The organism is Streptomyces sp. NPDC054813 (assembly GCF_053611365.1).
The window spans coordinates 142,463-167,670 of sequence record NZ_JBSHAF010000016.1 but is presented as its reverse complement, the minus strand read 5'-3'; the positions used below and the strand labels follow the sequence as shown (position 1 = coordinate 167,670).

General features: G+C 69.9%; 25 protein-coding genes and 2 pseudogenes. 19 read left to right on the top strand and 8 right to left on the bottom strand.

The genetic code is table 11. The features are described 5' to 3' along the window. The first annotated feature begins 58 nt into the window (after window positions 1-58). The gene (locus ACWGJB_RS29970) at window positions 59-1,246 is read left to right on the top strand and encodes an MFS transporter (protein WP_453383176.1); all 1,188 of its coding nucleotides are present in this window, start codon (window positions 59-61) and stop codon (window positions 1,244-1,246) included. Window positions 1,247-1,258: 12 nt separating this feature from the next. Here the strand turns inward: ACWGJB_RS29970 and ACWGJB_RS29965 are convergent, their stop codons facing one another. Then, window positions 1,259-1,723: a pyridoxamine 5'-phosphate oxidase family protein gene (locus ACWGJB_RS29965; RefSeq protein ID WP_450763314.1), complete on the bottom strand. Its 465-nt coding sequence runs from the start codon at window positions 1,721-1,723 to the stop codon at window positions 1,259-1,261. Window positions 1,724-1,801: 78 nt separating this feature from the next. Between ACWGJB_RS29965 and ACWGJB_RS29960 the strand changes: the two genes are divergently transcribed. Further along, on the top strand, window positions 1,802-2,446 hold the full coding sequence (locus tag ACWGJB_RS29960; RefSeq protein ID WP_453383175.1) for a cysteine hydrolase: 645 nt from the start codon (window positions 1,802-1,804) through the stop codon (window positions 2,444-2,446). Window positions 2,447-2,454: 8 nt separating this feature from the next. Here the strand turns inward: ACWGJB_RS29960 and ACWGJB_RS29955 are convergent, their stop codons facing one another. Next, window positions 2,455-2,958 carry a Rieske (2Fe-2S) protein gene (locus tag ACWGJB_RS29955; RefSeq protein ID WP_453383174.1) on the bottom strand — a complete coding sequence of 168 codons (504 nt, stop codon included), beginning with the start codon at window positions 2,956-2,958 and terminating at the stop codon, window positions 2,455-2,457. Between the two features lie 1,094 nt (window positions 2,959-4,052). Here ACWGJB_RS29955 and ACWGJB_RS29950 point away from each other — a divergent pair. The 8 genes from ACWGJB_RS29950 to ACWGJB_RS29915 all read left to right on the top strand — a co-directional run bounded on the left by ACWGJB_RS29950 (window position 4,053) and on the right by ACWGJB_RS29915 (window position 11,123). Continuing rightward, window positions 4,053-4,430 (top strand): aquaporin, encoded by a 378-nt coding sequence (locus ACWGJB_RS29950; RefSeq protein WP_453383173.1) that lies wholly within the window; start codon window positions 4,053-4,055, stop codon window positions 4,428-4,430. Window positions 4,431-4,874: 444 nt separating this feature from the next. After that, on the top strand, window positions 4,875-5,648 hold the full coding sequence (locus ACWGJB_RS29945) for a HipA family kinase (protein WP_453383172.1): 774 nt from the start codon (window positions 4,875-4,877) through the stop codon (window positions 5,646-5,648). Window positions 5,649-5,680: 32 nt separating this feature from the next. Continuing rightward, entirely contained in the window at window positions 5,681-6,097 is a 417-nt protein-coding gene (locus ACWGJB_RS29940) for a DUF3037 domain-containing protein (protein WP_453383237.1), read from the top strand. A 152-nt stretch (window positions 6,098-6,249) separates the two neighbouring features. Continuing rightward, on the top strand, window positions 6,250-7,011 hold the full coding sequence (gene fabG, locus ACWGJB_RS29935) for a 3-oxoacyl-ACP reductase FabG (protein WP_351706229.1): 762 nt from the start codon (window positions 6,250-6,252) through the stop codon (window positions 7,009-7,011). A 53-nt stretch (window positions 7,012-7,064) separates the two neighbouring features. Then, window positions 7,065-7,826, top strand: coding sequence for an SDR family oxidoreductase (locus ACWGJB_RS29930; protein WP_360493238.1), 762 nt, complete (start codon window positions 7,065-7,067; stop codon window positions 7,824-7,826). Window positions 7,827-8,058: 232 nt separating this feature from the next. Further along, window positions 8,059-9,636, top strand: coding sequence for an ABC transporter substrate-binding protein (locus ACWGJB_RS29925; RefSeq protein WP_453383171.1), 1,578 nt, complete (start codon window positions 8,059-8,061; stop codon window positions 9,634-9,636). Window positions 9,637-9,728: 92 nt separating this feature from the next. Continuing rightward, entirely contained in the window at window positions 9,729-10,415 is a 687-nt protein-coding gene (ung, locus tag ACWGJB_RS29920; RefSeq protein WP_453383236.1) for a uracil-DNA glycosylase, read from the top strand. A 204-nt stretch (window positions 10,416-10,619) separates the two neighbouring features. Then, entirely contained in the window at window positions 10,620-11,123 is a 504-nt protein-coding gene (locus ACWGJB_RS29915) for a hypothetical protein (RefSeq protein WP_453383170.1), read from the top strand. Between the two features lie 135 nt (window positions 11,124-11,258). On the opposite strand, the gene ACWGJB_RS29910 is transcribed toward ACWGJB_RS29915, so the two are convergent. After that, on the bottom strand, window positions 11,259-11,726 hold the full coding sequence (locus ACWGJB_RS29910; RefSeq protein ID WP_453383169.1) for a hypothetical protein: 468 nt from the start codon (window positions 11,724-11,726) through the stop codon (window positions 11,259-11,261). Between the two features lie 112 nt (window positions 11,727-11,838). After that, window positions 11,839-12,351, bottom strand: a complete 513-nt coding sequence (locus tag ACWGJB_RS29905) for a DinB family protein (RefSeq protein WP_453383168.1) — start codon at window positions 12,349-12,351, stop codon at window positions 11,839-11,841. 95 nt (window positions 12,352-12,446) lie between these two features. On the opposite strand from ACWGJB_RS29905, the gene ACWGJB_RS29900 reads away from it, so the two are divergent. After that, window positions 12,447-13,358 (top strand): Gfo/Idh/MocA family protein, encoded by a 912-nt coding sequence (locus ACWGJB_RS29900; RefSeq protein WP_453383167.1) that lies wholly within the window; start codon window positions 12,447-12,449, stop codon window positions 13,356-13,358. On the opposite strand, the gene lnt is transcribed toward ACWGJB_RS29900, so the two are convergent. Together lnt and ACWGJB_RS29890 are read right to left on the bottom strand one after the other, a co-directional pair. Next, a complete protein-coding gene (lnt, locus tag ACWGJB_RS29895) occupies window positions 13,276-14,856 on the bottom strand; it encodes an apolipoprotein N-acyltransferase (RefSeq protein WP_453383166.1) in 1,581 nt (526 codons plus the stop codon). The two genes, ACWGJB_RS29900 and lnt, sit on opposite strands and share 83 nt — an antisense overlap. Before the next feature lie 76 nt (window positions 14,857-14,932). Beyond that, the gene (locus ACWGJB_RS29890; RefSeq protein ID WP_453383165.1) at window positions 14,933-15,418 is read right to left on the bottom strand and encodes a nuclear transport factor 2 family protein; all 486 of its coding nucleotides are present in this window, start codon (window positions 15,416-15,418) and stop codon (window positions 14,933-14,935) included. Between the two features lie 349 nt (window positions 15,419-15,767). Here ACWGJB_RS29890 and ACWGJB_RS29885 point away from each other — a divergent pair, with 349 nt between their 5' ends. Next, a complete protein-coding gene (locus ACWGJB_RS29885) occupies window positions 15,768-16,508 on the top strand; it encodes an SDR family oxidoreductase (protein WP_453383164.1) in 741 nt (246 codons plus the stop codon). Between the two features lie 13 nt (window positions 16,509-16,521). Here the strand turns inward: ACWGJB_RS29885 and ACWGJB_RS29880 are convergent, their stop codons facing one another. Continuing rightward, window positions 16,522-16,701, bottom strand: a complete 180-nt coding sequence (locus ACWGJB_RS29880; RefSeq protein WP_453383163.1) for a hypothetical protein — start codon at window positions 16,699-16,701, stop codon at window positions 16,522-16,524. 212 nt (window positions 16,702-16,913) lie between these two features. Between ACWGJB_RS29880 and ACWGJB_RS29875 the strand changes: the two genes are divergently transcribed. The 5 genes and pseudogenes from ACWGJB_RS29875 (at window position 16,914) to ACWGJB_RS29855 (ending at window position 21,524) form a co-directional block, all read left to right on the top strand. Further along, window positions 16,914-18,122, top strand: coding sequence for an RNA-guided endonuclease InsQ/TnpB family protein (locus ACWGJB_RS29875; protein ID WP_453383162.1), 1,209 nt, complete (start codon window positions 16,914-16,916; stop codon window positions 18,120-18,122). A gap of 183 nt (window positions 18,123-18,305) precedes the next feature. Beyond that, a pseudogene (locus ACWGJB_RS29870) lies at window positions 18,306-18,545 on the top strand (alpha/beta hydrolase); the annotation flags it as partial. A 54-nt stretch (window positions 18,546-18,599) separates the two neighbouring features. After that, on the top strand, window positions 18,600-18,965 hold the full coding sequence (locus ACWGJB_RS29865) for a nuclear transport factor 2 family protein (RefSeq protein WP_453383161.1): 366 nt from the start codon (window positions 18,600-18,602) through the stop codon (window positions 18,963-18,965). 362 nt (window positions 18,966-19,327) lie between these two features. Beyond that, a complete protein-coding gene (locus ACWGJB_RS29860) occupies window positions 19,328-19,960 on the top strand; it encodes a flavin reductase family protein (protein WP_453383160.1) in 633 nt (210 codons plus the stop codon). 135 nt (window positions 19,961-20,095) lie between these two features. Continuing rightward, a pseudogene (locus tag ACWGJB_RS29855) lies at window positions 20,096-21,524 on the top strand (IS1182 family transposase). A 163-nt stretch (window positions 21,525-21,687) separates the two neighbouring features. On the opposite strand, the gene ACWGJB_RS29850 reads toward ACWGJB_RS29855, so the two are convergent. Beyond that, window positions 21,688-22,905, bottom strand: a complete 1,218-nt coding sequence (locus ACWGJB_RS29850; RefSeq protein ID WP_453383235.1) for an IS256 family transposase — start codon at window positions 22,903-22,905, stop codon at window positions 21,688-21,690. A 454-nt stretch (window positions 22,906-23,359) separates the two neighbouring features. Between ACWGJB_RS29850 and ACWGJB_RS29845 the strand changes: the two genes are divergently transcribed. Together ACWGJB_RS29845 and ACWGJB_RS29840 are read left to right on the top strand one after the other, a co-directional pair. Then, window positions 23,360-24,574, top strand: a complete 1,215-nt coding sequence (locus tag ACWGJB_RS29845; protein ID WP_453383159.1) for a helix-turn-helix domain-containing protein — start codon at window positions 23,360-23,362, stop codon at window positions 24,572-24,574. Window positions 24,575-24,588: 14 nt separating this feature from the next. Further along, window positions 24,589-25,194: a hypothetical protein gene (locus tag ACWGJB_RS29840; protein ID WP_453383158.1), complete on the top strand. Its 606-nt coding sequence runs from the start codon at window positions 24,589-24,591 to the stop codon at window positions 25,192-25,194. The last annotated feature ends 14 nt before the right edge of the window (window positions 25,195-25,208 follow it).

Genomic DNA, 25,208 nt, shown 5'->3' with positions numbered 1-25,208 from the left:
TTGACGGTATCCGTCAACCGGCGCGCCCCGCACGGCGGATGACCGCAGCTTGGGGGCCATGACAACCACCACCGGCATCCGGCCCCGCACCCTCGTCCGGGCCTCGGGAGGCCCCCGATATGCCTTCGCCCTCGCCGTGGACGCGCTCGGCACCGGTCTGCTGCGGCCCTTTCTGCTGCTCTACGGGGTGACGGTGCTGCGGCTGTCCGCGCCCGTCACCGGCGCCGCCATGACCGTCGGTATCGTCGCGGGTCTGGTGTGCATGCCCGCGGTGGGCCGCTGGCTGGACCGGGGCGCCCGGAGCTCGGCCGTGGCGGCCTCGATGCTGGTGCGGGTGGTGGGCGTGGTCCTGCTGCTGGCGGCCCCGGCGGGACACGTCTCCTTGTTCGTGGCGGCGTCGCTCTTCCTCGGCATCGGCAACCAGGCCTGGCCGGCCGCCCACGCCGCCCTCGTGGCCACGGTCGCCCACGGCCGGGACCGCGACGCGGCCCTGGCGGCGGGCCGCGCTCTGCGCAACGCCGGTATGGGCGTCGGCGCACTCGTCGCCACCGCCTGCCTGGCGGGCGGCAGCACCGCGTTCCGGGCCCTGGCGGCCGGCACCGGGCTCGCCTACTGCGTCGCCGCGGCCCTGGCCTGGTCGGTCCGCATCCATGCGCAGCCGGCCGACGTCCCGGCCGAGGACGGGGACGACCGGCCCGCGCCCCGGATGCGCGCGCTGCTGATCGCCAACGTGGTCTACGTCTTCTGCCTCAACGTCCCCGAAGTCGCGCTCCCGCTGGTCCTGGTGACGCAGCTGCACGCGCCCCCGGCGTGGTCGGCCGTGATCTTCGTGGCCAACACGGTACTGGTGGTCGTGCTCCAGGTGCCGGTCACCGTCCTGATGTCCCGGTTCTCCCGGCGGACCGGGCTCGCCCTGGCCGGCCTGGTGCTCACCGCGTCCTACCTCGGCTTTCTCACGGTCGCCGGAGCGGGACCCGGGTGGGGCGCCCCGGCCCTCGCCGCGGTGTCCGTGGTCTGCACCCTCGGCGAGATCGGCTACGCCGGCAGCGCCACCGCGCTCGTGACCCATCTCGCCCCGGCCCATGTCCTGGGCCGGGCCCTGGCCCGGTTCCAGCTCTCCACCGGTTTCGGCCTCGCGGTCTCCCCGGCGGTCATCACCACGCTCGCGGCGCGCGGCCCGGCCGCCCTCTGGGGCACTCTGGCCGCGGCGACCCTGCTGTCCGCCGCGGCCGTCGCCACCGAGTAGGCGCGACGCTCCTCAGCTCCCCAGTTTGCGGAAGTCCCAGGAGGCGATCTTCGCCGGGGTCAGCCGGGCCCAGGCGTGCCGGCCGTCGTGCGGCATCTCGTCCAGGCCGAAGTTCTTGCGGGCGAACAGCGTCTCGACGTAGTCGAGTTCGGCGACCAGCTCACCGGTGCGCGGCACCTCGCCCACGAACTCGACGGTCCCTCTCAGCTCCACACCGCGCAACTGGTCGTACTCCTCACCGGAGTCGACCACGACCGCCACCCGCGGGTCGCGGCTCAGGTCCTTCCAGCGCTGGCTGCGCACCACCGAGTACAGCCACAGCGACTTGCCGTCCCAGGCGAACCACAGGGCGCTCACATGCGGGGCGCCGGACGCCGACACGGTCGCCACCCGGCAGGTGCGCTGTGTGGTGAGGAACTCGTCCAGCTCACCGGGCGTCATCATGATCTTCCGGCCCCGGCGCTGCGTGTCGGTCATGCGGCCCCCTCTTCTTCCGTTCCCGCGCAATGCTGGTTAGTCTCGCCCGCCCCGCACCAAGGCGGAAGGGGGCGTCACATGCCGTCGTACGAACGGCTCGCGGAGCTCATCGACCCCGTGAGCACCGTCCTGCTCACCGTGGAGTGCCAGCAGGGCGTGGTCGGCCCGCAGAGCGCGCTGCCCGAACTCGCCCACGAGGCCAGGGCGTCGGGCGCCCTCGCCAACATCGCCCGGCTGGTCGCCGCCGCGCACGACACCGGCGTCCAGGTGATCCACGCGCTCGCCGAACGCCGCCCCGACGGCCGGGGCGCGAACCGCAACGCCCGCCTGTTCCGGGCCGCCGAGCGGCTGCCCGTCCAGCAGCTATCCGGCACCGCGGCGGTCCGCGTCGCGCCCCCCATCGAGGTCTCGGAGGAGGACCTGGTGGTACGGCGGCTGCACGGCCTGTCGCCGATCCAGGGGACCGACGTCGACCCGCTGCTGCGCAACCTCGGCTGCCGCACCCTGATCGTCACCGGGGTCTCGGCCAACGTGGCCGTCCCCAACGCCGTGTTCGACGCGGTGAACCGGGGCTACACGGCCGTCGTCCCGGCCGACGCCATCGCGGGAGTGCCCTCCGAGTACACCCCCGCGATGATCCGCAACACCCTCGCGTTGGTCGCTACGGTCGCGACCACGGACGAGGTGCTCGGCTGCCTCAAGAACCCGCGCGGGCGGGCCTGAGCCGAGGGTCAGGCCAGCGTGATCTGGTCACCGGAGACGGTGATGTTCGCGGCCGTCAGACCCGTCGTCGCCGGGCCCTTCTTCACGCTGCCGTCGGCGATGGCGAACTCACTGCCGTGGCAGGGACAGACGATCGCGCCGTTGGCGATGCTCGACACCGCGCAGCCCGCGTGCGGGCACTTCGTCGAGAACGCCTTGTACTGGCCCGACGCCGGCTGGGTGACGACCACGGCCTGGTCCTTGTAGATCGTGCCGCCGCCCTCGGGTATGTCCGTGGTCTTGGCGAGCGCGGCGCCACCGGCCGCCGCCGTGGAGGTGTCGGTCGAGCCGCCCGAGCCGTTGCTGTCCTGGGTGGTGGAGCCACCGCCCGCGTTGTTCGTGGTCGTCGAGCTCGACGAGTCGTCGGACGACCCGCAGGCGGTCAGCGCGGCGGCGAGCCCCGCCGCTCCGGCCGCCGCCACGATCGTACGGCGGGCCGGTTTGGCCGAGGGGTTGAACGATGCGCTGGTCATGTGAGGGGTTCCCTTCCGCGGAGCTTCTCGTTGATCCGTCCAGGGGTACGGTCTTCGGGCCGCACCTGTTCAGACGGCATCCCCGATAGTGACCACCCGGACATGAGCGCCCGGTGAAAGAGCGCTGTCGGTTCCCTGTCGGCGTCCGCGGCCGGCGCCCGATTCAGGACGAGACGGCCCGTGTCGCCCCGAGGGAGCGGTAGATGCCGAGATGCCGGCGGGCCGCGGCGCGCCGGGTGCGGCGGGCGGCGTACGCGTGTCCGGCGGTCCGGGTCGTCGGCGGTCAGGGCGTGGCCGAGTCGGGTGGCCGCCTCCCCGGGGGTGCCGGCGAAGCGGGCGGCCGGGCCGAATCTCGATGCCCCAGCCGTCGGCGAGTTCACCGGCGACGGCCGCCTTGGTGCCCATCGCCTTGATGCGGACGATGGTGCCCGTCCACGCCGGCGTGACGGATCCACCCGGGGAACGAGGGACGAAGGGCCGCCCGCCCCGACGCCGGGATCAGGGGCTCACCCAGCCGCCGACCTGACCGGACGGGTTCGCCGACACCGGGCCATCGAAAGCCGGGCCCGCCACGCGCGTGGCATCACCTTCGCCGAAGACGCCTCGAAGGTCCGCACCGGCAGCCCGCGGGCCATGGGCTCGCTGCGGAACCTGGCGATCGGCATGCTGCGGCTGTCGGGGTTCGACAACATCGCCGCCGCGCTGCGACACCGTGCCCTCGATCCCCACCGGCCACTGGTGGCCCCGGGATCATGCGATCAAATCGGACGCAGCGCGAGAACGACGGGCCCCTGCTGGCAAGCCGTGCCCTCCGACCTCACCAAGTTCGTGTGACGCATGCCTCACCAAGGCTCGACCGGCCGTCGGCCCGTCCGCAGGGCATTCGTCGTCGCCTTCGCCGGCGGGCGGCTCAGCCTGCGATACGGACATATGCCATGAAAACCGCAAAAACCATGTGATGTCGATTCACCAGGGCGGACAGGAGGCTGAGGACGTCGGGCAGGCCGAACAGCAAGAAAGGGAGCACCACCATGGCAGGAGCAGTCACATGAGAGGGAGCGGTCACCTATGCGGTTCCTCTCCCGCAGTACGGGGTGGCGGCGCGTAAATACGTCACCGAGTTCATCGGCGCGTTCTTCCTGACGTTCGCGGTCGCGGTCGCCGCCTTGAGCGGCAGTGTGTTCGTGCCGCTGGCGGCGGGCGCCACCTTGATGGTCATGATCTACGCCGGCGGGCACATCTCCGGCGGCCACTACAACCCGGCGGTGACACTGGCGGCGCTGGTCCGCCGCCGGATCGGAGTCCGGGACGCGGCCGCGTACGTGGTCGCGCAGGTGGTCGCCGGCGTCGTCGCCGGGATCATCGCCCGCGCGGTGGTCAACCCCGTGACGGTCAGGACCTTGACGCTGTCCGGGCACACCGAGGCGGCCGCCGCCGTGGTCGACACACCAGCCTCCGACGCGGCTTGGTGAACACACATCGCCCGATCCTGGTGAGGTGCGCCGACCGCTCCCGCGCAGGCGGCGCCGGCGAGCCTGGCCCCGCACCGCCGGCGAGCCTGGCCCCGCACCGCCGGCGGGAGCACAGCGGCCTTTTCGCCGCCGCGGAGAAGGCATCGCGGCGCATACGAGACTGCAGTGGCTGCTGGCGACGGGAGAGTCTTGGGTGACCTTGGCGCGGTGGCTCGGGCACTCCTCGACCGCGATCACCCTCGGTTACTATGCTCACTTCATGTCGGAGGCCGGCAGCAAGGGGCGCAACCGCCATCGACGGACTGCTGGGGGAGCGGAGAGATCGGCCGGCCGGCCGAAACTCCCCAGATTCTCCCCAGGCCCGTTGACGGATGATTCCCGCTGCTGAGCCCCCGCCAAGTCGGTCGTTGATCGCAAGGTTGAAGAGATGGGTGGCCTGGGAAAGTGCTGAAAGAGGTCACCATGACCCGCTATATCACGCCCCTGCGTGAGGGCGGTTCGCTGCCGGGGCTCGTCGAGGCCGACGACTTCGGGACGTACGTCATGAAGTTCACCGGCGCGGGGCAGGGCCGGAAGACGCTGGTCGCCGAGGTCGTCTGCGGTGAACTCGCCCGCCGACTCGGGTTCCGGATGCCCCGTCTGGTCACCGTCGAACTGGACCCCGTGCTGGGGCTCGGCGAACCCGAACAGCAGGTGCAGGACCTGCTGCGGGGCAGCGGCGGCACCAACCTCGGCATGGACTTCCTCTCCGGCGCCCTCGGCTTCGACCCGCTTGCCTTCGCGGTGAGCCCCGAGGAGGCCGGGCGGATCGTCTGGTTCGACGCGCTGATCAACAACGTCGACCGCTCCTGGCGCAACCCCAACCTGCTGGTGCACCGCGGCGACCTGTGGCTCATCGACCACGGCGCCACCATGATCTGGCAGCACAACTGGCCCGCCGCCGAGGCCTCCGCCGCCCGCGCGTACGACGCCGCCGACCACGCGCTGAGCGGCTTCGCCCCCGATGTCCGGGCGGCCGCCGCCGAGTTGGCGCCCCGGGTCACCGAGGACCTGCTCGCCGAGGTCACCGCCGAGATCCCCGACGTCTGGCTCGCCGACGAGCCCGGCTTCGACACCCCCGACGACCTGCGGCGGACCTACGCCCGGCCGCTGCTCGCCCGGGCCGCCGTCATCCATGAGCGCATCACCGGCGTCGAGCCCTTCACCAAGGGAGCATAGTGAGCCAGACCCACATCCACGTGGCCGGACATGTGGTCGAGCGCCACATCACCCGGTCCGGCCAGGGCGGCGACCGGGATGTCTTCGAGTACGCCCTGCTGCGCGTGGTACCCCGCGTGGAGCGCGGCGAGTGCATCAACGCGGGCGTGATCGTCTACTGCCGGGCCAAGGCCTACGTCGGTGCCCGCACCCATCTCGACGAGGCCCGGCTGCGGGCCCTGGACCCGGACGCGGACCTCGCCGGGGTACGGGCCGCGCTCGGGGCGGTCGAGGGCGTCTGCGCGGGCGGGAAGGCTGCGGGGCAGGCGGCCGGCGACGACCCGGGTCGGCGCTTCCGCTGGCTCGTCGCCCCCCGCTCGACGGTCGTGCAACCCGGCCCCGTGCACACCGGGCTCACCGTCGATCCGGCGGCCGAGACCGAGCGGTTGCTGGACCTCCTGGTGAGGTAATGGATCACACCCGCGCGGTGTGACGTTGACACCGAGTGCCAGGGCTTCTAGCGTCACGTCTACTGAAGGTACTAAGCGGTCGCTCACCGCAGGGCGGGCTCCGTGAGCGGGCTCACTCGATCAGGTTCTCTCAAGGGCGAGGAGACACAGGAATGTCCACCACAGAGCAGCGGGTCGCGGTCGTCACCGGTGCCGCACGCGGTATCGGCGCCGCCACCGCCGTACGACTGGCCGCCGAGGGTCGCGCGGTCGCCGTGATCGACCTCGACGAGGCCGCCTGCAAGGACACCGTGGAGAAGATCACCGCGGCCGGCGGCAAGGCGATCGCGGTCGGCGCCGACGTCTCCGACGAGGCCCAGGTCGCCGCCGCGATCACGCGGGTCGTCGAGGAGCTGGGCGCCCCGACCATCCTGGTCAACAACGCCGGCGTGCTCCGCGACAACCTGCTGTTCAAGATGTCCGCGTCCGACTGGGACACCGTCCTGAACGTGCACCTGCGCGGCTCCTTCCTGATGACCAAGGCCGTCCAGCAGCACATGGTCGAGGCCGGCTGGGGCCGGGTCGTCAACCTGTCCTCCTCCTCGGCGCTCGGCAACCGCGGCCAGGCCAACTACTCCGCCGCCAAGGCCGGTCTGCAGGGCTTCACCAAGACCCTCGCCATCGAGCTCGGCAAGTTCGGCATCACCGCGAACGCCGTCGCCCCCGGGTTCATCGCCACCGAGATGACCAAGGCCACCGCCGAGCGCGTGAAGATGGGCTTCGAGGAGTTCAAGGCCGCCGCCGCCACCCAGATCCCGGTGCAGCGAGTCGGCGAGCCCGAGGACATCGCCAACGCCATCGCCTTCTTCACGAACGAGGCGGCCGGGTTCGTCTCCGGCCAGGTGCTGTACGTGGCCGGCGGACCGCTGGACTAGCGGGCGCCAGGGACTCACCAGGGACTCTCCAGGGACTATCGAGGATCACGGACATGACTGAACTGCCCGAGCTTTCCGGCAAGGTCGCCATCATCACCGGCGCCAGCCGCGGCATCGGCTACGGCGTCGCCGAGGCGCTGATCGCCCGAGGTGACCGGGTCGCCATCACCGGCCGCAACGAGGACGCGCTCAAGGAGGCCGTGGAGAGCCTCGGCTCCGAGCGCGTCATCGGCATCGCCGGCAAGGCCCACGACCTGGCCCACCAGAGCGAGGTCGTCGACCGCACCATGGAGGCCTTCGGTCGCGTCGACTTCCTGGTCAACAACGCCGGCACCAACCCGGTGTTCGGCCCGATCGCCGACGTCGACCTGGACGTGGCCCGCAAGGTGTTCGAGACCAACGTGGTCTCAGCCCTCGGCTTCGCCCAGAAGACCTGGCACGCCTGGCAGAAGGAGAACGGCGGCGCCATCGTCAACATCGCCTCCGTCGCCGGTCTTTCGGCCTCGCCGTTCATCGGCGCGTACGGCATCAGCAAGGCCGCGATGATCAACCTGACCCAGCAGCTGGCGCACGAGTTCGCGCCGGGCGTCCGGGTCAACGCGATCGCCCCCGCGGTCGTGAAGACCAAGTTCGCGGAGGCTCTCTACGAGGGCCGGGAGGCGGAGGCCGCAGCGGGCTACCCGCTCCAGCGGCTCGGCGTGCCCTCCGACATCGGCGGCGCCGCCGCGTTCCTGACGTCGGAGCAGTCCGACTGGGTCACCGGCCAGACCCTCGTGGTCGACGGCGGCATCTTCCTCAACGCCGGCGTGGCCTGACGGCAGCACAGGCCGTCCGGCCCGCCTCCGGGCGTCGTCTTCGTCACAGACATTTCGTCCGAGAAACGACGGAAACGACGCCCGGACCGCCGTACAAGATCCGCACAGCTGGATGACAACGTCGTCATAGCACATTCGATCAACGCCCGTGTTTCCGGGGCGGTTCAAGGAGGACAACGCTGCGGTATGGTCTGCCGCCGACCCCTGGTATGGCGGATCGAGGAGCGAGCGCGTGTTCAACCGGAACCGAGGCCTTCGAAGAGTGGCCGCTGTCGCGTCCATAGCCCTGGTGGCCGGCTGTGGAGTGTTCTCCAGCAGCAGTACGGGTGACAGCGGGCCGATCGTCGTCGGGACCACCAGTGCCCCCAGCACCCTCGACCCCGCCGGTTCCTGGGACGGCTCCTGGGAACTGTTCCGGAACATCTACCAGACCCTGCTCGCCTACCCCGACGGCGCCACCACCCCGCAGCCCGACGCCGCCGAGAAGTGCGCCTTCACGGACTCCGGCAACCGCACCTACCGCTGCGAACTGCGCTCCGGTCTGAAGTTCGCCGACGGCGACCCGCTCGACGCCGAGGCCGTCAAGTACTCCATCGACCGGATCCGGACCATCAACGCGCCCAGCGGACCCGCCGGACTGCTCGGCAGCCTCGACCGGGTGCAGGCGCTCGGCGACCGCGAGGTGGTCTTCCACCTCGACAAGGCCGACGCCACCTTCCCGTTCGTGCTCGCCACCCCGGCCATGTCGATCGTCGACCCCGACGACTACCCCGCGAAGTCGCTGCGCGAGGACGACTCGGTGCACGGCTCCGGGCCGTACACCCTCAAGTCGTACGACGACGGCAAGCGGGCCGAACTCGTCCGCAACGACCGCTACCAGGGCTTCGCCGACCAGCAGAACGACGCGGTGACCATCCGCTACTTCCAGGACTCGGCCACCATGGTCAAGGCCCTGCGGTCCGGGGACATCGACGTCACCTACCGCGGCCTCGCCGCCTCCGACATCGTCGCCCTGGAGGCGCACACCGACACCGACCTGCAACTGGTCGACGGCACCGGCACCGACATCAGCTACCTGGTGTTCAACCCCAGCGACCCGTGGGCGAAGGTGCCCGCCGTGCGCAAGGCCGTCGCCCAGCTCGTCGACCGCGCCGCGATCGCCCACACCGTCTACAAGGACACCGTCGACCCGCTCTACTCCATGGTCCCGGCGGGCCTCACCGGCCACACCACCGGCTTCTTCGACAACTACGGGGACCCCAGCACCTCCAAGGCCCGCAAGATCCTCGCCGACGCCGGCATCACCCATAGGGTCCCGCTCACCTTCTGGTACACCACCGACCGCTACGGCTCCGAGACCGGCCGGATGTTCCAGGAGCTCAAGCAGCAGCTGGACGACTCCGGGCTGTTCACCATCACCCTCAGAAGCCGGCCCTGGAAGACCTATGTCGTCGGCTACCAGAAGGGCGAGTACCCGGTGTTCGGGCGCGGCTGGTTCCCGGACTTCCCCGACGCGGACAACTTCATCGCCCCGTTCGTCGGCGAGCGGAACGCCCTCGGGACGCCGTACCCGTCGCCCGTGATCACCGGCAAGCTGCTGCCCGAGTCGCGTACCCAGAGCGACCGCGGCGAGGTCGTCACGGCGTTCGAGGAGGCCCAGCAGATCCTCGTCAACGACGCCCGGCTGATCCCGCTGTGGCAGGGGCGGCAGTACATCGCGGCCAGCGACGACATCTCCGGCGGCGAGCAGGCGCTCGACCCGTCGACGATCATGATGATGTGGGAGCTGCACCGCAAGACCAGCTGGTGAACCGGCGTGCGAGGGCGATTGTCAGTGGCCGCCTGTAGGTTCTTGGGCATCGGCAGGAACTGCAAGTGACCGTACATCGTGAGGACGTTGACGTGACCGACATCGCCATGCTGCCCGAGTCCTGGCGCGGGGTTCTGGGCGACGAACTGCAGCAGCCCTACTTCAAGGAGCTGACCGAGTTCGTCGAGGAGGAGCGGGCGAAGGGCCCTGTCTACCCGCCGCGCGAGGAGGTCTTCGCCGCGCTGGAGGCGACGCCGTTCGACCAGGTCAAGGTGTTCGTCCTCGGTCAGGACCCGTACCACGGCGAGGGCCAGGGCCATGGCCTGTGCTTCTCGGTCCGTCCCGGGGTGAAGATCCCGCCGTCCCTGCGGAACATCTACAAGGAGATGAAGGGGGAGCTGGGCTGGGAGGAGACCCCGGACAACGGCTATCTGATGCCGTGGGCCCAGCAGGGCGTGCTGCTGCTCAACGCGGTGCTCACGGTCCGCGCCGGTGAGGCCAACTCGCACAAGAACAAGGGCTGGGAGAAGTTCACGGACGCGGTGATCCGCGCGGTCGCCGAGCGGCCCGACCCGGCGGTCTTCGTCCTCTGGGGCGGCTACGCGCAGAAGAAGCTCCGCCTGATCGACGAGACCCGGCACGTGGTGGTCCAGGGCGCCCACCCGTCCCCGCTGTCCGCGAAGAAGTTCTTCGGCTCCCACCCCTTCACCCAGATCAACGAGGCGGTGGCGGCGCAGGGCCACGAGCCGATCGACTGGCGCATCCCGAACCTGGGCTGAGCACGCGCGGCCGGGGCGTCGGGCCTACGGGGGGTGCCGTGCCGGCGGGGGTGTCGGCGCCGGGGGAGCATCGGGCCGACGGGGGCGGGGCCGCGCGGTGCGCCGGCGGGCGGGGACACGTTGGGTTCGGGTGGGTCGGATGGCTCTGCGGGGCCCGGTGGCGGTTAGCGTCGTCGGAGACAGTTGGAGAGCTCGGAGGACGCGGTGGCGGAGCGACAGGAGCGCACGGCACCAGATGCCGTGCTCACACGGATCGGGCAGGTCGTCATGCTGCACCACGCCGGGGACCGTGAGGAGGCCCGCGGTCGCCTGCTCGACCTGTGGGCCGAGCTCGGCGAACACGGCGAGCCGTTGCACCGCTGCACCCTGGCCCACTATCTGGCCGACACCCAGGACGACCCGTCCGACGAACTCGCCTGGGATCTGAGGGCGTTGTCGGCGGCGGACGAGGCCGAGGGAGCGGAGGGGCTGCGCGGCTTCTACCCCTCGCTGCATCTGAACCTCGCCGCCGACTACGTCAAGCTCGGCCGCACCGAGGCCGCCCGCACCCATCTGCGCCGGGCCCGCGGCGCGGCCGCCGCCGCCCTCGGCGACGACGGGTACGGCGACGGGGTGCGGGCCGCGATCAGCCGCCTGGAGTTGCGGCTGGGCGAGGACGACACACCGGACGGCGACTCCTGGGGCCCACCGCGGCAACGGCCGAACTAGACCAGCTCCGACCGGCCACCGCCACCGCTGGTCCCGTCACCGCCGGGTCCCGTGGTGTCCGGCGTGACGGCTCCCGTGCCGCACGCGTTTCCCGCCGAGGGCGGCTCTCCGCCGCGCGTGTTCTCGTGCGGTACGTCAACGCCCGTACGTCTGCTCGCAGATCTGTGCCTCGGGGCTGTCCGAGGGCCAGCCGCCGTACTGTCTGCCGAGGGCACACACCCCGGAGGGCTTCGGTACGGACCCGGAGAGGCCGGGGATCTCGGGCTGTGGGCTGCGGGTCCGATGTGGGCGGGGATGCGGGGCGGCAGCGCGCGGGGCGGGCGAACGGCGGTGGGCCGGTGGCGGGGGCGCCGGCGTGTGGGCGGCGCTCGGTGCGGCCCGGTGGGCCGGGCGGGACGGGCCGACCATCTCCAGGGCCTCCTTGACCGGCGCCTGCACCACCCGGGGCTCGGCGGTGCCGTCCGGGCGGGGCACCGACGGCTGCGAGGGCGCCGTACCGGGTGGCGCGCCGGGCGCCGCCGGACGCTGTACCGTCACGCAGCCGGAGAGGGCCGAGACGGTCACGGTGACCAGAAGCGCTGCGATGGTGGTCGTTCGATGCACCCGCGCAACTCTGCTGGGTCCGCGCGGAGGTTGACACCGCCGACGGGAGTTTGGTGCCCCGCACGGGTGATCTCGTGCCCCGTACGGGGGGCCGGCGGATGCGAGGCTGACGTCAGTTGCCGGTCGCGCCGTCGATGCGCTCCCGGATCAGGTCGGCGTGGCCGTTGTGCCGGGCGTACTCCTCGATCATGTGGGTGTGGATCCAGCGCAGGCTGATCTGCTCCCCGGTGTGCCGGCTGCGGCCCTTGGAGAGGTCGTCCAGGCCGAAGTCGGCCGCGTTGCGCCGGGCGGCCCCGATCTCGGCCTGCCAGCTCGCGTACGCGTCCTGCCAGGTGTCCCCCTCGCCGAGATGGAACTCGCCGTCCGGGTCTTCATCGCTCCAGTACAGCGGGGGCGCCTCCTCGCCGGCGAGAACCCTGCGGTACCAGGACCGCTCCACGTCGGCCATGTGCCGCACCAGCCCCATGAGCGACAGCGGGGACGGCTCCACGGAGGCGATGGCGAGCTGGGCGTCGGTCAGGCCCGCGCACTTTGTGGCGAGGGTCTGCCGGTGGAACTCCAACCAGCCCTCCAGCATGGTGCGTTCGTCGGCGTCGAAAGCGGGTGAACGGCGTTCGGTCGTCATGCCCGGCATCCTCGCCCACCCTGCCCGATCCCACCACGGATTATCGGCCCGTATGCTTCCGGACAGGCACGTAGGCAACCGCTAGGGGAGCGTCAGTGAAGGTCGGCTGCATCGGACTCGGCGACATCGCGCGGAAGGCGTATCTGCCGGTGCTGGGCGCCCAGCCGGGCCTCGAACTCCATCTCCAGACCCGCACCCCGGCCACCCTCACCGAGATCGCCGACAGCCTCCGGCTGCCCGCCGACCGCCGGCACGCGACCCTCGACGACCTCCTCGCCCAGGATCTCGACGCCGCCTTCGTGCACGCGGCCACGGTCGCCCACCCCGAGATCGTCACCCGGCTCCTGGAGGCGGGCGTACCGACGTACGTCGACAAGCCCCTCGCCTACCGCTTCGCCGACTCCGAGCGGCTTGTGACGCTCGCCGAGGCGCGGAACGTGTCGCTGTTCGTCGGCTTCAACCGGCGCCACGCCCCCGGTTACGTCCAGTGCGCCGACCACCCGCGCGAGCTGATCCTGATGCAGAAGAACCGCATCGGGCTGCCCGAGGAACCCCGCGCGATGATCCTCGACGACTTCATCCACGTCATCGACACCCTGCGCTTCCTGGCCCCCGGTCCGGTCGAGGACGTGACCGTCCGCGCCCGGGTCGCCGACGGCCTGCTGCACCACGTGGTGCTCCAGCTCGCCGGCGACGGCTTCACGGCGCTCGGTGTGATGAACCGGCTCAGCGGCTCGGCCGAGGAGATCCTGGAGGTCTCCGGACAGGACACCAAGCGCCAGGTCCTCAACCTCGCCGAGGTCATCGACCACAAGGGGCAGCCGACGGTCCGGCGACGCGGCGACTGGGTGCCGGTCGCCCGGCAGCGCGGCATCGAACAGGCCGTGCTCGCCTTCCTCGACGCCGTCCGCGCCGGCAAGGTGCTCAGCGCCCGGGACGCACTGGCGACTCATGAGCTGTGCGAGCAGGTGGTACGAGAGGTTCAGCGACACCCCGGCGCAGCCTGACCGCCCGCAGCCGCAGCCCCTCGCTCAGACAGAAGCCGGCCAGCACCAGCAGCGCGCCGTCCACCGTCCAGTCGCCGTACCGCACGAACGGCGTGACACCGCGGGCGATCGGCACCTCGTAGACCCGCGCCGTGCCGGCGTCCGTGCCCAGCCACGGGCCCAGCCGCTCCCCGCCCGGGCCGTACACCGCGGAGACGCCGGTCAGCGTGGCGTGGACCATGGTGCGGCCGGTCTCGGCGGCCCGCAGGGCGGCCAGCGAGGCGTGCTGTTCGGGGGCCCAGCTGTGCTGGAACGACGAGGTCGACGTCTGGCCTATCAGCACCTCGGCGCCGTCCTGGGCGAGATGCCGGCTCATGTCGGGGAACGCGGTCTCGAAACAGACCATGGGCCCGACCCGCAGCCCGTGGCCGACGTTCATCACCACCTGCTCGGTGCCGCGGCGCCGGTCCTCGCCGGCCGCCTTGCCGACCGAGGTGGCCCAGCCGAGCAGCGAACGGGCCGGTATGTACTCGCCGAAGGGGACCAGCCGCATCTTGTCGTACCGGTCCCCGGTCGGGCCGTCCGCGCCCACCAGGAGGGAACTCTTGTAGATGCCGGGCCGGTCGGAGCGCCGGGCGTCCACGTTGACCAGGATGTCCGCGCCGGTCTCCCGGGAGAGGGCGGCGATCCGCCGGGCGAGATCGGGCCGGTCACCGAGGTCGTAACCGACGCTGCTCTCGCCCCAGACGATCAGGTCGGGGCGCTGCCCGGCCAGTTGCCGGGTCAGCTGCTCCTCGCGGGCGAAACGCCGGTCGCCGCTGTCGGTGCCGTCGACGATGCCCGGCTGCACGAGGGCGATACGGACGTGACCGTCGACGTCCGGGCGCGGTGACCAGACCCAGGCGGCGGAGGTCGCGGCGGCCGTGGCCACCAGAGAGGCCACCGCCGGCACTCGCGCCTCGCGCACGGAGACGAGCACCGCCAGCGCCACGTTGACGGCCACCACCAGGAAGCTCAGCAGCCACACCCCGCCAACGGAGGCCAGCCGCAGCGCGGGCGTCACCTGCCACTGGGTGGCGCCGAGCATGCCCCACGGGCCGCCCAGTCCCTGCCAGGACCGCACCAGTTCCACCATCAGCCAGCCCGACGGCAGCACCAGCACCGCGACCGCGGCCCGCCCCGGTGACGGCGTCCCGCCCAGCAGTCGGCGCGTCAGCATGCCCCAGGGCGCCCAGAGCACGCTCAGCAGGCCGGCGATCAGGAAGATGAAGACGTGCAGGCTCGGCAGCAGCCAGTGGTGCACGGCGACCATGAACCCGAAGCCGCCGCTCCAGCCGTCGTACGCCGCCCGCCGCCCGGTCGGTGCCGAGCGCGCCAGGAGCAGCCAGGGGACCAGGGCGACATAGGCGAACCACCACAGCGACGGTGCGGGAAAGGCGAGTACGGGCAGCGCACCCGTGAGCGCCGCCACGCAGGAACGCCGCCAGGGGGAGGTGAGCCACTGCTCGACGGTCCTCATACGTCGCCTCCTGCCTGCGGGGCCTTCCAGTGTGCGGGACCGGCGGGGATCTCCGACAGGGGGCATGGGCGCGAGGTCAGTCCGGTACGACCGCCGCGCGTTGGTCGCTCATCCTGCGCCACTTCTCCTCGACGACCACCTGACGCAGCCGCCAGCCGTCCCGGGTGCGCAGGAAGGCGAAGGCGTAGCGGCCGCCGCACACGAAGTCCGGGGCGGTGGAGGCGCCGTCGCCGCCCGCGAACCGCATGGGGTTGATGTAGTCGGCCTGGAGGTGGGCGGTGTCCCCGGCGTCCTGCTCCAGGACCCCGAACCGCACCTGACGGTTGACGATCAGATGCTGCCGCATCGAGAACAGTGTGAGGCTCTCCGAGAGCCATCCGGCCACCTGCTCGGCATCCCCCTCGATCCCGCCGGCCGACCGGTAGTCGGCCCGCCCGTCCGCGGTGAACAGTCTGCGGTACGCCGTCCAGTCCCCGTCGTCGACGGCCACCGCGTAGTCGGTGACCAGTCCGTCCACGGCCAGCCGGTCCATCACGGTCGCGAGCTCCACGCGCTGCGTCATCGGCTCAGTGTTGGGCACGGGGCGACCACAGCCAAGGGGTGCGGGCGATATGCGGGTGATATTCGGCGATGTTCGAACCGAACCGGTCCCGACCTCGGCCACGTGCACGACCAGCGGACCCGACAGGAACACGAGTTCGACGAAATCCTCGGTCATTCCCACAGAGCACACGAGGACGCCCTCGCACGGGGGACCGTCGGCCCGTATCAATTCCCTAGGGTGCGGTCGGCGGAGCCGGCCCTGCGGCCCTGCTGTTGCCCGCGCAGTGGCCGCGCTCGGTGGTCGGCCAGGCGCCTGTGTGTCCTGAGCCGCCGTAAGATCATCGCTCGGTCGGTCTCAGGAGGCTCGTATGGCACGTCCCGTCACGGTCGTCACCGGTGGGAGCCGCGGTATCGGCGCCGCAACCTGCCTGCGGCTCGCGGCCGACGGGCATGATCTCGTGATCGGATACGTCCGGGACGCGGGCGCTGCCGAGGCGGTCGCGGAGGGCGTGCGCAAGGGCGGGGCGCGCTGTGCCGTCGTAGCGGTGGACACGGCCGTGGAAGCCGATGTGGAGCGGCTGTTCGACACGGCGGAACGGGAACTGGGCGCTGTCACCGGGCTGGTCAACAACGCTGCCGTGACCGGGCCGTTGGGACGGCTCGCGGATACGGAGAGCGCCGACCTGCGGCGGGTCGTCGAGGTCAATCTGCTGGGCACGCTGCTGTGTTCACGCCGGGCGGCCCGGCTGATGGCCGCACGGGGGCACGGGGCGATCGTGAACGTGTCCTCGGCGGCGGCCACCCTCGGCAGTCCCGGCGAGTACGTCCACTACGCGGCGACGAAGGCGGCCGTCGACGCTCTGACGGTGGGTCTCGCGAAGGAGCTGGGACCGGACGGGGTGCGGGTCAACGCGGTCGCGCCCGGAGCCGTCGACACCGACATGCACGCGGCGATGGGCGACCCCGGCCGGGCCCGACGGATCGGCGCCGCGGTGCCGTTGGGGCGGCCGGGCCGGCCGGAGGAGATCGCCGCCGCCATCGCCTGGCTGCTGTCGCCGGAGGCCTCCTACACGACGGGTGCGGTGCTGCGGGTCTCCGGCGGGCGCTGAACCCGGTCTCCGGTCAGGCCGCCGCGATGATCCGCCCGCGGATCGCCTCGGCCCACTCGACCACCAACAGCTCGTACTCCGCCCGTTCCTGTGCCGACAGGGTTCCGCCCGCACGCAGCCACAGCGCCCGGATGTGCTCGTTGACCTCGGCAGCAGAACGCGCGGAACCAGGGGTTCGGAAGTCGGGGGACATACCGAACAGCGTAGGGGCAAGAACTGACCGTGCGCTACCGGGCGGCTACCGGGATTCATTCGCTTCAGGCCGGGGGGAAGTGGATCTCGTGACTGCGTCGCGGAGCGTCGCGGTGTCGTTCCGGCGGAGCTGGACAGTGCGGTCGCCGGGGGTGAGGTGGGGAACGGGTGTTCCCGGCGACAGCTGGTATGGCTCGTTCGTACGATCCTCGCATGCAGCTTCGGTACGCCTTCAGGTTGTACCCGGACACGGCCCAGCGCACCGCGCTGTCGAAGGCGTTCGGGTGCGCACGGGTGGTGTTCAACGACGCGGTGCGCGCCCGTGAGGACGCCCGTGAAGCGGGTGAGGGGTTCCCGGCTGCCGGTGAGCTGTCCAGGAGGCTGATCACCGGGGCGAAACGGACCGAAGCCCGGTCCTGGCTGAGCGAGGTCTCCTCCGTCGTCCTCCAGCAGTCCCTGCGGGACGTCGAGGCCGCCTACCGGAACTTCTTCGCGTCCCTGAAGGGCGAGCGCAAGGGCGCGAAGAGCGGTGCGCCCCGCTTCAAGTCCCGCAAGGACAGCCGTCAGTCGATCCGCTTCACGGCCAATGCCCGCTGGTCGGTCACCGCTTCCGGGCGGCTGAACCTTCCCAAGATCGGCGCGGTGAAGGTGAAGTGGTCCCGGACCCTGCCCGCACAGCCCTCTTCCGTCACCGTGATCAAGGACGCTGCCGGACGGTACTTCGCCTCGTTCGTCATCGACACCGACCCGGATACCGACGCCGCCCGGATGCCCGACACCGACCAGAGCGTCGGCATCGACCTGGGCCTCACCCACTTCGCCGTCCTCTCCGACGGCACGAAGATCGACTCCCCGCGCTTCCTGCGCCGGGCGGAGAAGAAGCTCAAACGCGCCCAGCGGGAGCTGTCCCGCAAGCAGAAGGGATCAAAGAACCGGGCCAAGGCCCGCCTCAAGGTCGCCCGCGCCCACGCCAAAGTTGCTGACGCCCGCCGCGAGTTCCACCACCAGCTCTCCACCAGGCTGATCTCCGAGAACCAAGGGATCGCCGTGGAGGACCTGTCGGTGGCGGGACTGGCCCGCACCAGACTGGCCAAGTCCGTGCACGACGCCGGATGGTCCTCGTTCATCAGCATGCTGGAATACAAGGCGGAACGGTACGGACGGACCCTGGTGAAGATTGGCCGGTTCGAGCCGACCTCCCAGACCTGTTCCACCTGCGGCGTCAAGGACGGACCCAAACCCCTCAACGTCCGGGAATGGACCTGTACCGCCTGCGGCGCCGTCCTCGACCGGGACCACAATGCCGCACTCAATGTGAAGACGGCCGCCGGACTGGCGGTATCGGCCTGCGGAGCGCCGGTAAGACCAGGAGCGATCCCGGCACAGTGCGAAGAAACAGGAAGCCACGGATTCCCGACCTAACCCCGTGCCGCGTAGCGGCACAGCAACAAGTCGAGAAGGCCAGAATCCTCGGGCTTCAGCCCAAGGAGCAAGTCAAGCAGACCGTATGGGGTTGGTCACGGGCGATACGGCGGGCGGGGCGCCACACCCTGGCATGTGCCGGGTGGGTGGTCGCGACGCGGAGACTGCGGTACGCCCCTGCCCTGGCTGCGCACGATGCTGACCGACGAGTCCGTGCGCTGCCTCCAGCAGCCGGTGCGGCTGGACAACCCGGCCGCAGGGACCATCCCCCGGACCCACATCCACTGCGTGGCCGACGTACCGGAGGGCATCGTCCGCCGTCCGGTACCCGCGACGGAGCAGGTGTGGCGACTGCCCACCGGCCACGACTGCATGGTCACCATGCCGGCGGAACTCGCGGAACTCCTGCTCAAGCTCGGCTGATCCCGAGGGGGAAATTCGCTGTGCCGGGGCGGTGCGAGGCCGTAGCCTCCCCGCATGACGGACCAGGACGAGCGCGCGGTACAGGCGGCCATCGACGGAGAGCTGCGGCTTCTCGATCCCGAGGTGCGAGCCTCCCCGGACCTCGTCCTGGAGCTTCTCGACCCGGAGTTCACCGAGATCGGGGCGTCCGGCCGCCGCTGGGACATCGTGTCGATCCTCACGGTGACCAGCGGCGGATCGGTGTCCCCCGACTCGCCGGTCCAGGTGAGCGAGATGTCCGGGACCGTGCTCGCACCGGGCATCGTCCACCTGACGTACTTCGCGGACAATCAGGGGCGCCGGGTCTGGCGCAGCTCCCTGTGGCGGCTGACGGAGACCGGCTGGCGGATGTACTTCCACCAGGGCACTCTGGCCGCCTGACGAGCGACCCGCCGACTCCGGCCGCCTGGCGAGCTAGGAGTGTGTCCCAGTAATCGGCAACTGGCTGGGTGTCCGTGGTCGGGGTGATCGATCGCGCGGGCCCGGCCAGTGCCTGGTACGGCTGGTGAGTGGGGCGTTGAGCCGGTGGTTCGGCTTGGTGCGGCCCGGGGCAGGTCGGGCCCGTCAGATGACGGTGGCCGGGCCGACGGTTCCGTTGGCGCGGCCATGACTACCGATCCGACCTGCCGGAACGCAATGTCCGATTGCCGCCAGCACCCTTCGCTTGGTTCACGGAGAGTTGAGGACGGCTCGTGCACCGCATGGCGAGTCTCTTCGACTCACATCCCGCGAAAGGCGAACGAATGCACGTGGTCCCCGGGCTCAAGGTGCTGTACTTCGGGACACCGGTGGTGCTGATCAGCTCACGCAACGAGGACGGCACCGCGAACCTCGCGCCGATGTCCTCCGCCTGGTGGCTGGGCCAGTCCTGCATGCTCGGTCTCGGCAACAGCGGCCAGACGACCGCGAACCTGCTGCGCGAACGCGAATGCGTGCTCAACCTGCCGTCATCGGCGATGGTCGACGCCGTTGACCGGATCGCGCTCACCACCGGGACATCGACCGTGCCGGACCACAAGGTGAAGCAGGGTTACCGATACGAGCCGGACAAGTTCTCGGCCGCGCAGCTGACCGAGCAGGCATCGGAGCTGGTCCGGGCGCCCCGGGTCGCGGAATGTCCGGTCCAGCTGGAGTGCAGGGTCGTCTCGGCTCACCCCTTCGCAGCCCCTCATGCCACCGCCTTTGAGGTCGAGGTCCTTCGCGCCCACGTCGAGGAGGATCTGGTCATCCCGGGGACGCACTACGTGGACCCGCTCGGATGGGACCCGCTCATCATGAAGTTCTGCGAGTTCTTCGGCGGTGGACACAACATGCACCCGTCGAAACTCGCCGAAGGCTGGAACATGCCGCATCAACTCCAGCCGACGGCCGTCTGAGCTGGTATCGCTTGTCGGCAACCCACCCGTAGTTCGTGATCATTCGTGGGGGATGATGGCGGTATGCGTGGTGGGGATGGGTTGTTCGAGGTCGAGCCGGTCGAGAAGAGGCAGCCGCAGGGGCGTCCGGCGGCGGTGGACAAGCGGTTCAGGGCGTTCGACCCGCACCAGGTGCTGCTGCTGCCTCCGTCGCTGGACGACTGGCTGCCCCAGGACCACCTGGCCCGGTTCGTCGCCGACCTGGTCGACGAGGTGCTCGACCTCGGGCCGGTCCTGGTGGACTACACCGACAAGCGCGGCTACCCGCCCTACGATCCGCGGCTGATGCTGCGTCTGCTGATCTACGGCTACACCACCGGCGTCCGCTCCTCACGGGCGATCGAGCGTAAGTGCGCCGACGACATCGCGTTCCGGTTCCTGGCCGCCGACCAGACCCCGGACTTCCGCTCCATCTCGCGGTTCCGCCGCCGCCACGTGGACGCCCTCGCCGACCTGTTCACCCAGTCCCTGCACCTCGCAACCAGGCTCGGAATGGTCAAGATAGGCCGCGTCGCCCTGGACGGCACCAAGCTCGAAGCGAACGCCTCCAAGCACAAGGCGATGAGCTACGGCCGCCTGATCGAGAAGGAAGAACGCGTCGAGGCCGAGATCGCCGCCCTGGAGGCCAAGGCCGCCGCCCTGCTGGCCGACGCCGAGGCCACCGACACCGCCGAGGACCAGAGGTTCGGCATCGACGCCAAGGACGTGGACCTGCCCGCCGAGCTCGGCCGCCGCGAGAAGCGCCTGGCCAAGCTGCAGGCAGCCCGCGCGCAGATCGAAGCCGAAGCCGCCGACAAGGCACGCGAGCACGCCAAGGAGATCGAACGCCGCCGCCAGGAGCGCGCCGGCGCCGGCGACGAGCAGGCCATCACCGACGCCGGGTACAAGGCCGCCGCGAAGGCGCGTCCCAAGCCCAAGGCCCAGGCCAACTTCACCGACCCCGACTCGCGGAACATGAAGAACAGCGACGGCGCCTACATCCAGGCCTACAACGCCCAGGCCGTCGTGGACGAGCAACACCCAGGTCATCACCGCCGCCGACGTGACCTGCAACGCGTCGGACGCGCTGAACTACACCACGATGCTCGGCCAGTCCGCAGCGAACACCGGCGTCCACCCCAAGCAGGCACTGGTCGACGCCGGCTACTGCTCCGAGACCAACCTTGAGGCCGCGAAGGAACGTCAACTGTCCTGCGGCACCGAAACGTTCATGGCAACCGGCCGACTCGCCCACGACGAACAGGTCCCGCCCGCACCACGCGGACGCATCCCCACCAACGCCACCCTCAAGGAACGCATGGCCCGCAAACTGCGGACCAAACCCGGCAAGGCCGCCTACCGCCGTCGCAAAGCCATCGTCGAACCCGTCTTCGGCCAGATCGTGACCTGCCAGAACGGCCGCCAACTCCTCCTACGCGGCGAAGACGGCGCCCGCGGCGAGTGGCGCCTGCTCGCCGCCTGCCACAACCTCCGCAAGATCTTCCGATACACCGGAACCACCGGACTCGCCGCCCTGGCCGGCTGACCAGCCGGGCCTCCCGGCCCCACCACGGACCCCTACCAGGCCAAACACCCGACGGGCAGGCCCCCAACCACTGCCTCACAGGTGCCAGCGGCGCGACCGCGACCGATCCCATGGATCACGGCCGGGTGTGTCAATTTAACGGCTGATCTTGGTTGTTGAGTGGTCAGTTGTTGCTCGGGGTCAGGCGGCCCTCGAAGGCGATCTGGAACGCGTTGAGGGGTGCTTTCCAGCGCATGGTCCATCGCTTGCGGCCCTTGCCCGTCGGGTCCAGGCTCATCAGCGCCATGTAGATGCACTTGAGGGCGGCGGCCTCGTTGGGGAAGTGGCCGCGGGCGCGGACGGACCTGCGGATGCGGGCGTTGACGCTTTCGATCGCGTTCGTGCTGCAGATGACCTTGCGGATCTCGACGTCGAAGGAGAGGAAGGGCACGAACTCGGCCCAGGCGTCCGACCACAGCTTCACGATCGCCGGATACTTCCGGCCCCACGCTTCCTGGAACTCCAGGAACCGCTCCGTCGCCGCGTCCTCGCCGGGTGCGGTGTAGACGGGCCTGAGGGCCCCTGCGACCTTGTCCCAGTCCTGGCGGGCGGCGTAACGGAATGAATTCCGCAGCAGGTGAACCACACACGTCTGGACAATCGTGCGCGGCCAGACGGCCTCCACCGCATCGGGAAGGCCCTTGAGTCCGTCGCAGACCAGCATCAGCACGTCGTCCAGGCCGCGGTTCTTCAGCTCCGTGAACACGTGCAGCCAGTACTTCGCGCCCTCGCCGCCGTCGCCGGCCCAGATGCCGAGGATGTCGCGGGTGCCGTCCACGGTCACCGCCATCACCACGTAGATGGGACGGTTCGCGACCTTCCCGTCCCTGATCTTGACGTTGATGGCATCGACGAACAAAAAGGGATAAACGCGGTCGAGAGGACGGCTCTGCCATTCCGCCATGCCGTCCATGACCTTGTCGGTGATGGTGGAGATGGTCTGCTTGGACACCTCCGCCCCGTAGACCTCGGCCAGGTGAGCGGAGATCTCCCCATGGGTGAGGCCCTTCGCCGAGAGCGACAGGACCATCTCGTCGACTCCGGTCAGCCGCCGCTGCCGCTTCCTGACGATCTGCGGCTCGAACGTGCCCGAGGTGTCACGCGGGACCTTGACCTCGACCGGCCCGACGTCGGTCAGCACCGTCTTGGCCCGGCTCCCGTTGCGGGAGTTGCCGCTGCCCCGGCCGCCCGCATCGTGCTTCTCATAGCCGAGGTGATCGGTGATCTCGCCTTCCAGGGCCGATTCCAGGGCCGATTCCAGGACCCGCTTGGTCAGCTGCTGCAGCAGTCCACCCTGCCCGGTCAGCTGCAGTCCCTCCGACCGGGCCCGTTCCACCAGCATCGCGACCAGCTGCTCGTCGGACACGGGCTCAGGCTGCCCAGGCTGGGCACTCTCGACAGGCTCCACGGTCTCCAACTCCACGGCGGTGTCAGTCACTTGACGTCTCTCCCATGATCGTCGGATCCGCCGTTAGATTTACACTCCCGCAAGCAACCCTCAATAGAGGACCGGGAGGATCTTGCTGGGGGGCCTCCTCCTCTGCACTCTGCATCACATCGATTGGATCACGCTGTGAGCATGCTGCCGGCAGGGCTTGGGCCTGGACATGCCGTGTGGTCTCATTCGGTGCGAGAGTGGCCGTGGCGGCACTGGCGGGCGTCCAGTGCGTCACAGCAGGCCCAGATTCGCAACCTCCGCATAGAAATAGTTGCGATAGTGGAGATTAGTTGCGACACTGGTAGCGCAGAGATGGACGGCGTGAGGGGAGGCGGCTATGCGAGGCGGACTGACAGGCATGGAAGCGCTGGGTTCGTTGCTTCCTGCAGAGTCCTCGACCCGGACTGCAAGCCCTGCCGACGTCGGTCGCCGAGTCGGACAGGCCCGTACCCGCCGTGGACTGACGGGTGATGCCCTCGGTGTACTCGTCGGGCTGGGTAAGGACCAAATCTCAAAGATCGAGAACGGTCGGCGCAAGATCGGTGTCCGGGAGCTGCCGAAGTTCGCGGAAGTCTTGGGCGTCTCGGTAGCCCATCTGCTCGGACAGCCTTCCCGGCCGACCTTGGCCATGGCTCACCGGCTGGCAGGCGACACCAGCCCAGACGAGGACAGCAACGCCAAGCGCCGCGCCCTGCAGTTGCTTGAGGTCGAGGACGTTCTGACTCAGCGCGCGGCGCCGCCTCCCGCCTTGCCGACCGCAGCAGGGCAGCAGGTTTTCGACTACGCACGCAAGGAACTGTCCCAGCGTCCGCGCAACAAGGCCGAGGCCGAGCGTCAGGGTAAACACCTGGCCGAGCAAATGAGACTCCAACTTGGTCTGGGGTCGCACGAGCTGGGTGACCTGCCCGGACTGATCGAGCGGCACTTCGGGGTCGACGTAGCGTTGTCTCCGCTCGGAACTCAGACGGATGGGCTGTGCATCCATGGTGACGGTGTGGCCCTGATCGTGGCCAGCACTGACTTCTCCCAAGGTCATGTGCGGTTCACCCTCGCCCACGAACTGGGCCATCACCTGCTCGGTGACCCTCGAGACGTCATCAACGAGGGCGAGCGGGACATGTTCGCGGACAATCTGCAAGAAAGGCGTGTCAACGCCTTTGCGGGCCACTTGCTGATGCCCGAGGAGGGCATTCGCGAGACCCTGAAATGGCTAAGTGCCGGACGTGTCACCGAGCGCAGCCTGGTTGCACTCATGGAGCAGTTCGGTGTCTCCCTGGCGGCCCTGGTCTACCAGCTCTGCGTCATGGGCTTGATCACCTACGATCAGAGCAAGCGCCTGCGCAGCCAGAGGGTTGGAGATCTCGTCACACGCCACGCCTCGGTGGCTCCCACTGGTGCGGGGATCACGGTTCGGCAGACAGTCCGCGCGCCCGAGCGTCTCTTGAGCGCCGCGGTAGACGCAGCACGCAACCAGCACGTGGGCCTGGGCGTAGTGGCGACCTTGCTGCAACGCGAGGACGACGATGCTCTGTGGGATGCGGTGATGGAAGCTGATCCCGAGGTGCTCGTCTGACGCCGGCCAGCGCGGTGACGACTCCCGCGCCCGCCAAGCCTGCCCTGTGGTTCGTCGGCGCCTCCTCGCTGTTGTCCCTTGCCGCTGATGACAACTTGCGCCAGACGGTCCAGGGTGAACTGGTATCGCAGCGCCGCGTCTTGCTGGACGTCGTCGTCGGCGAACTGGAACGCCTGGCAAGCCAGGGCCCACCGGGCATCAAAGACCTGGCGGTAGCAGCGCTGCGGCAACTCGACTGGCTCGGAGGACCCGTAGACACCGACGAACTTGTCGCGGCGGAGCGGGTCGTGGAGATTCAGGACATCATGCGCAGCGGTAGGAGCCTGAGACACCCGGCGGAACACTGGGCAGAGTCAGTGATCATGGCCATGGCTGAGCGGCTTCAGCAGATGGACCCGTACATGCTGTGCGAGGACTACAACGCACGCGTTGAATCACTCCACCACAAATTCACGCCCTTCAGCATCCACAAGCTACTGGCTCGCATGGGCCAAGGTGATCGCCTCGCCGCTGACAAAGCGGTTAATTTCGCCGATGCTCTCCAGACTGCTGAACGAGGGAACGACTATACGGCCGGGGAGTTCATATCCGGCCGATTGGGACGTGTGGGCCAGCCCTAACTTGACTCTGTCGG

Bases quoted from the DNA above. Each gene is read 5' to 3' on its own strand.
- ACWGJB_RS29970 (WP_453383176.1), top strand. From the start codon at position 59: ATGACAACCACCACCGGCATCCGGCCCCGCACCCTCGTCCGGGCCTCG.
- ACWGJB_RS29965 (WP_450763314.1), bottom strand. From the start codon at position 1,723: ATGACCGACACGCAGCGCCGGGGCCGGAAGATCATGATGACGCCCGGT.
- ACWGJB_RS29960 (WP_453383175.1), top strand. From the start codon at position 1,802: ATGCCGTCGTACGAACGGCTCGCGGAGCTCATCGACCCCGTGAGCACC.
- ACWGJB_RS29955 (WP_453383174.1), bottom strand. From the start codon at position 2,958: ATGACCAGCGCATCGTTCAACCCCTCGGCCAAACCGGCCCGCCGTACG.
- fabG (WP_351706229.1), top strand. From the start codon at position 6,250: ATGTCCACCACAGAGCAGCGGGTCGCGGTCGTCACCGGTGCCGCACGC.
- ACWGJB_RS29930 (WP_360493238.1), top strand. From the start codon at position 7,065: ATGACTGAACTGCCCGAGCTTTCCGGCAAGGTCGCCATCATCACCGGC.
- ACWGJB_RS29905 (WP_453383168.1), bottom strand. From the start codon at position 12,351: ATGACGACCGAACGCCGTTCACCCGCTTTCGACGCCGACGAACGCACC.
- lnt (WP_453383166.1), bottom strand. From the start codon at position 14,856: ATGAGGACCGTCGAGCAGTGGCTCACCTCCCCCTGGCGGCGTTCCTGC.
- ACWGJB_RS29890 (WP_453383165.1), bottom strand. From the start codon at position 15,418: ATGACGCAGCGCGTGGAGCTCGCGACCGTGATGGACCGGCTGGCCGTG.
- ACWGJB_RS29885 (WP_453383164.1), top strand. From the start codon at position 15,768: ATGGCACGTCCCGTCACGGTCGTCACCGGTGGGAGCCGCGGTATCGGC.
- ACWGJB_RS29880 (WP_453383163.1), bottom strand. From the start codon at position 16,701: ATGTCCCCCGACTTCCGAACCCCTGGTTCCGCGCGTTCTGCTGCCGAG.
- ACWGJB_RS29875 (WP_453383162.1), top strand. From the start codon at position 16,914: ATGCAGCTTCGGTACGCCTTCAGGTTGTACCCGGACACGGCCCAGCGC.
- ACWGJB_RS29865 (WP_453383161.1), top strand. From the start codon at position 18,600: ATGACGGACCAGGACGAGCGCGCGGTACAGGCGGCCATCGACGGAGAG.
- ACWGJB_RS29860 (WP_453383160.1), top strand. From the start codon at position 19,328: ATGCACGTGGTCCCCGGGCTCAAGGTGCTGTACTTCGGGACACCGGTG.
- ACWGJB_RS29850 (WP_453383235.1), bottom strand. From the start codon at position 22,905: ATGCTGGTGGAACGGGCCCGGTCGGAGGGACTGCAGCTGACCGGGCAG.
- ACWGJB_RS29845 (WP_453383159.1), top strand. From the start codon at position 23,360: ATGGAAGCGCTGGGTTCGTTGCTTCCTGCAGAGTCCTCGACCCGGACT.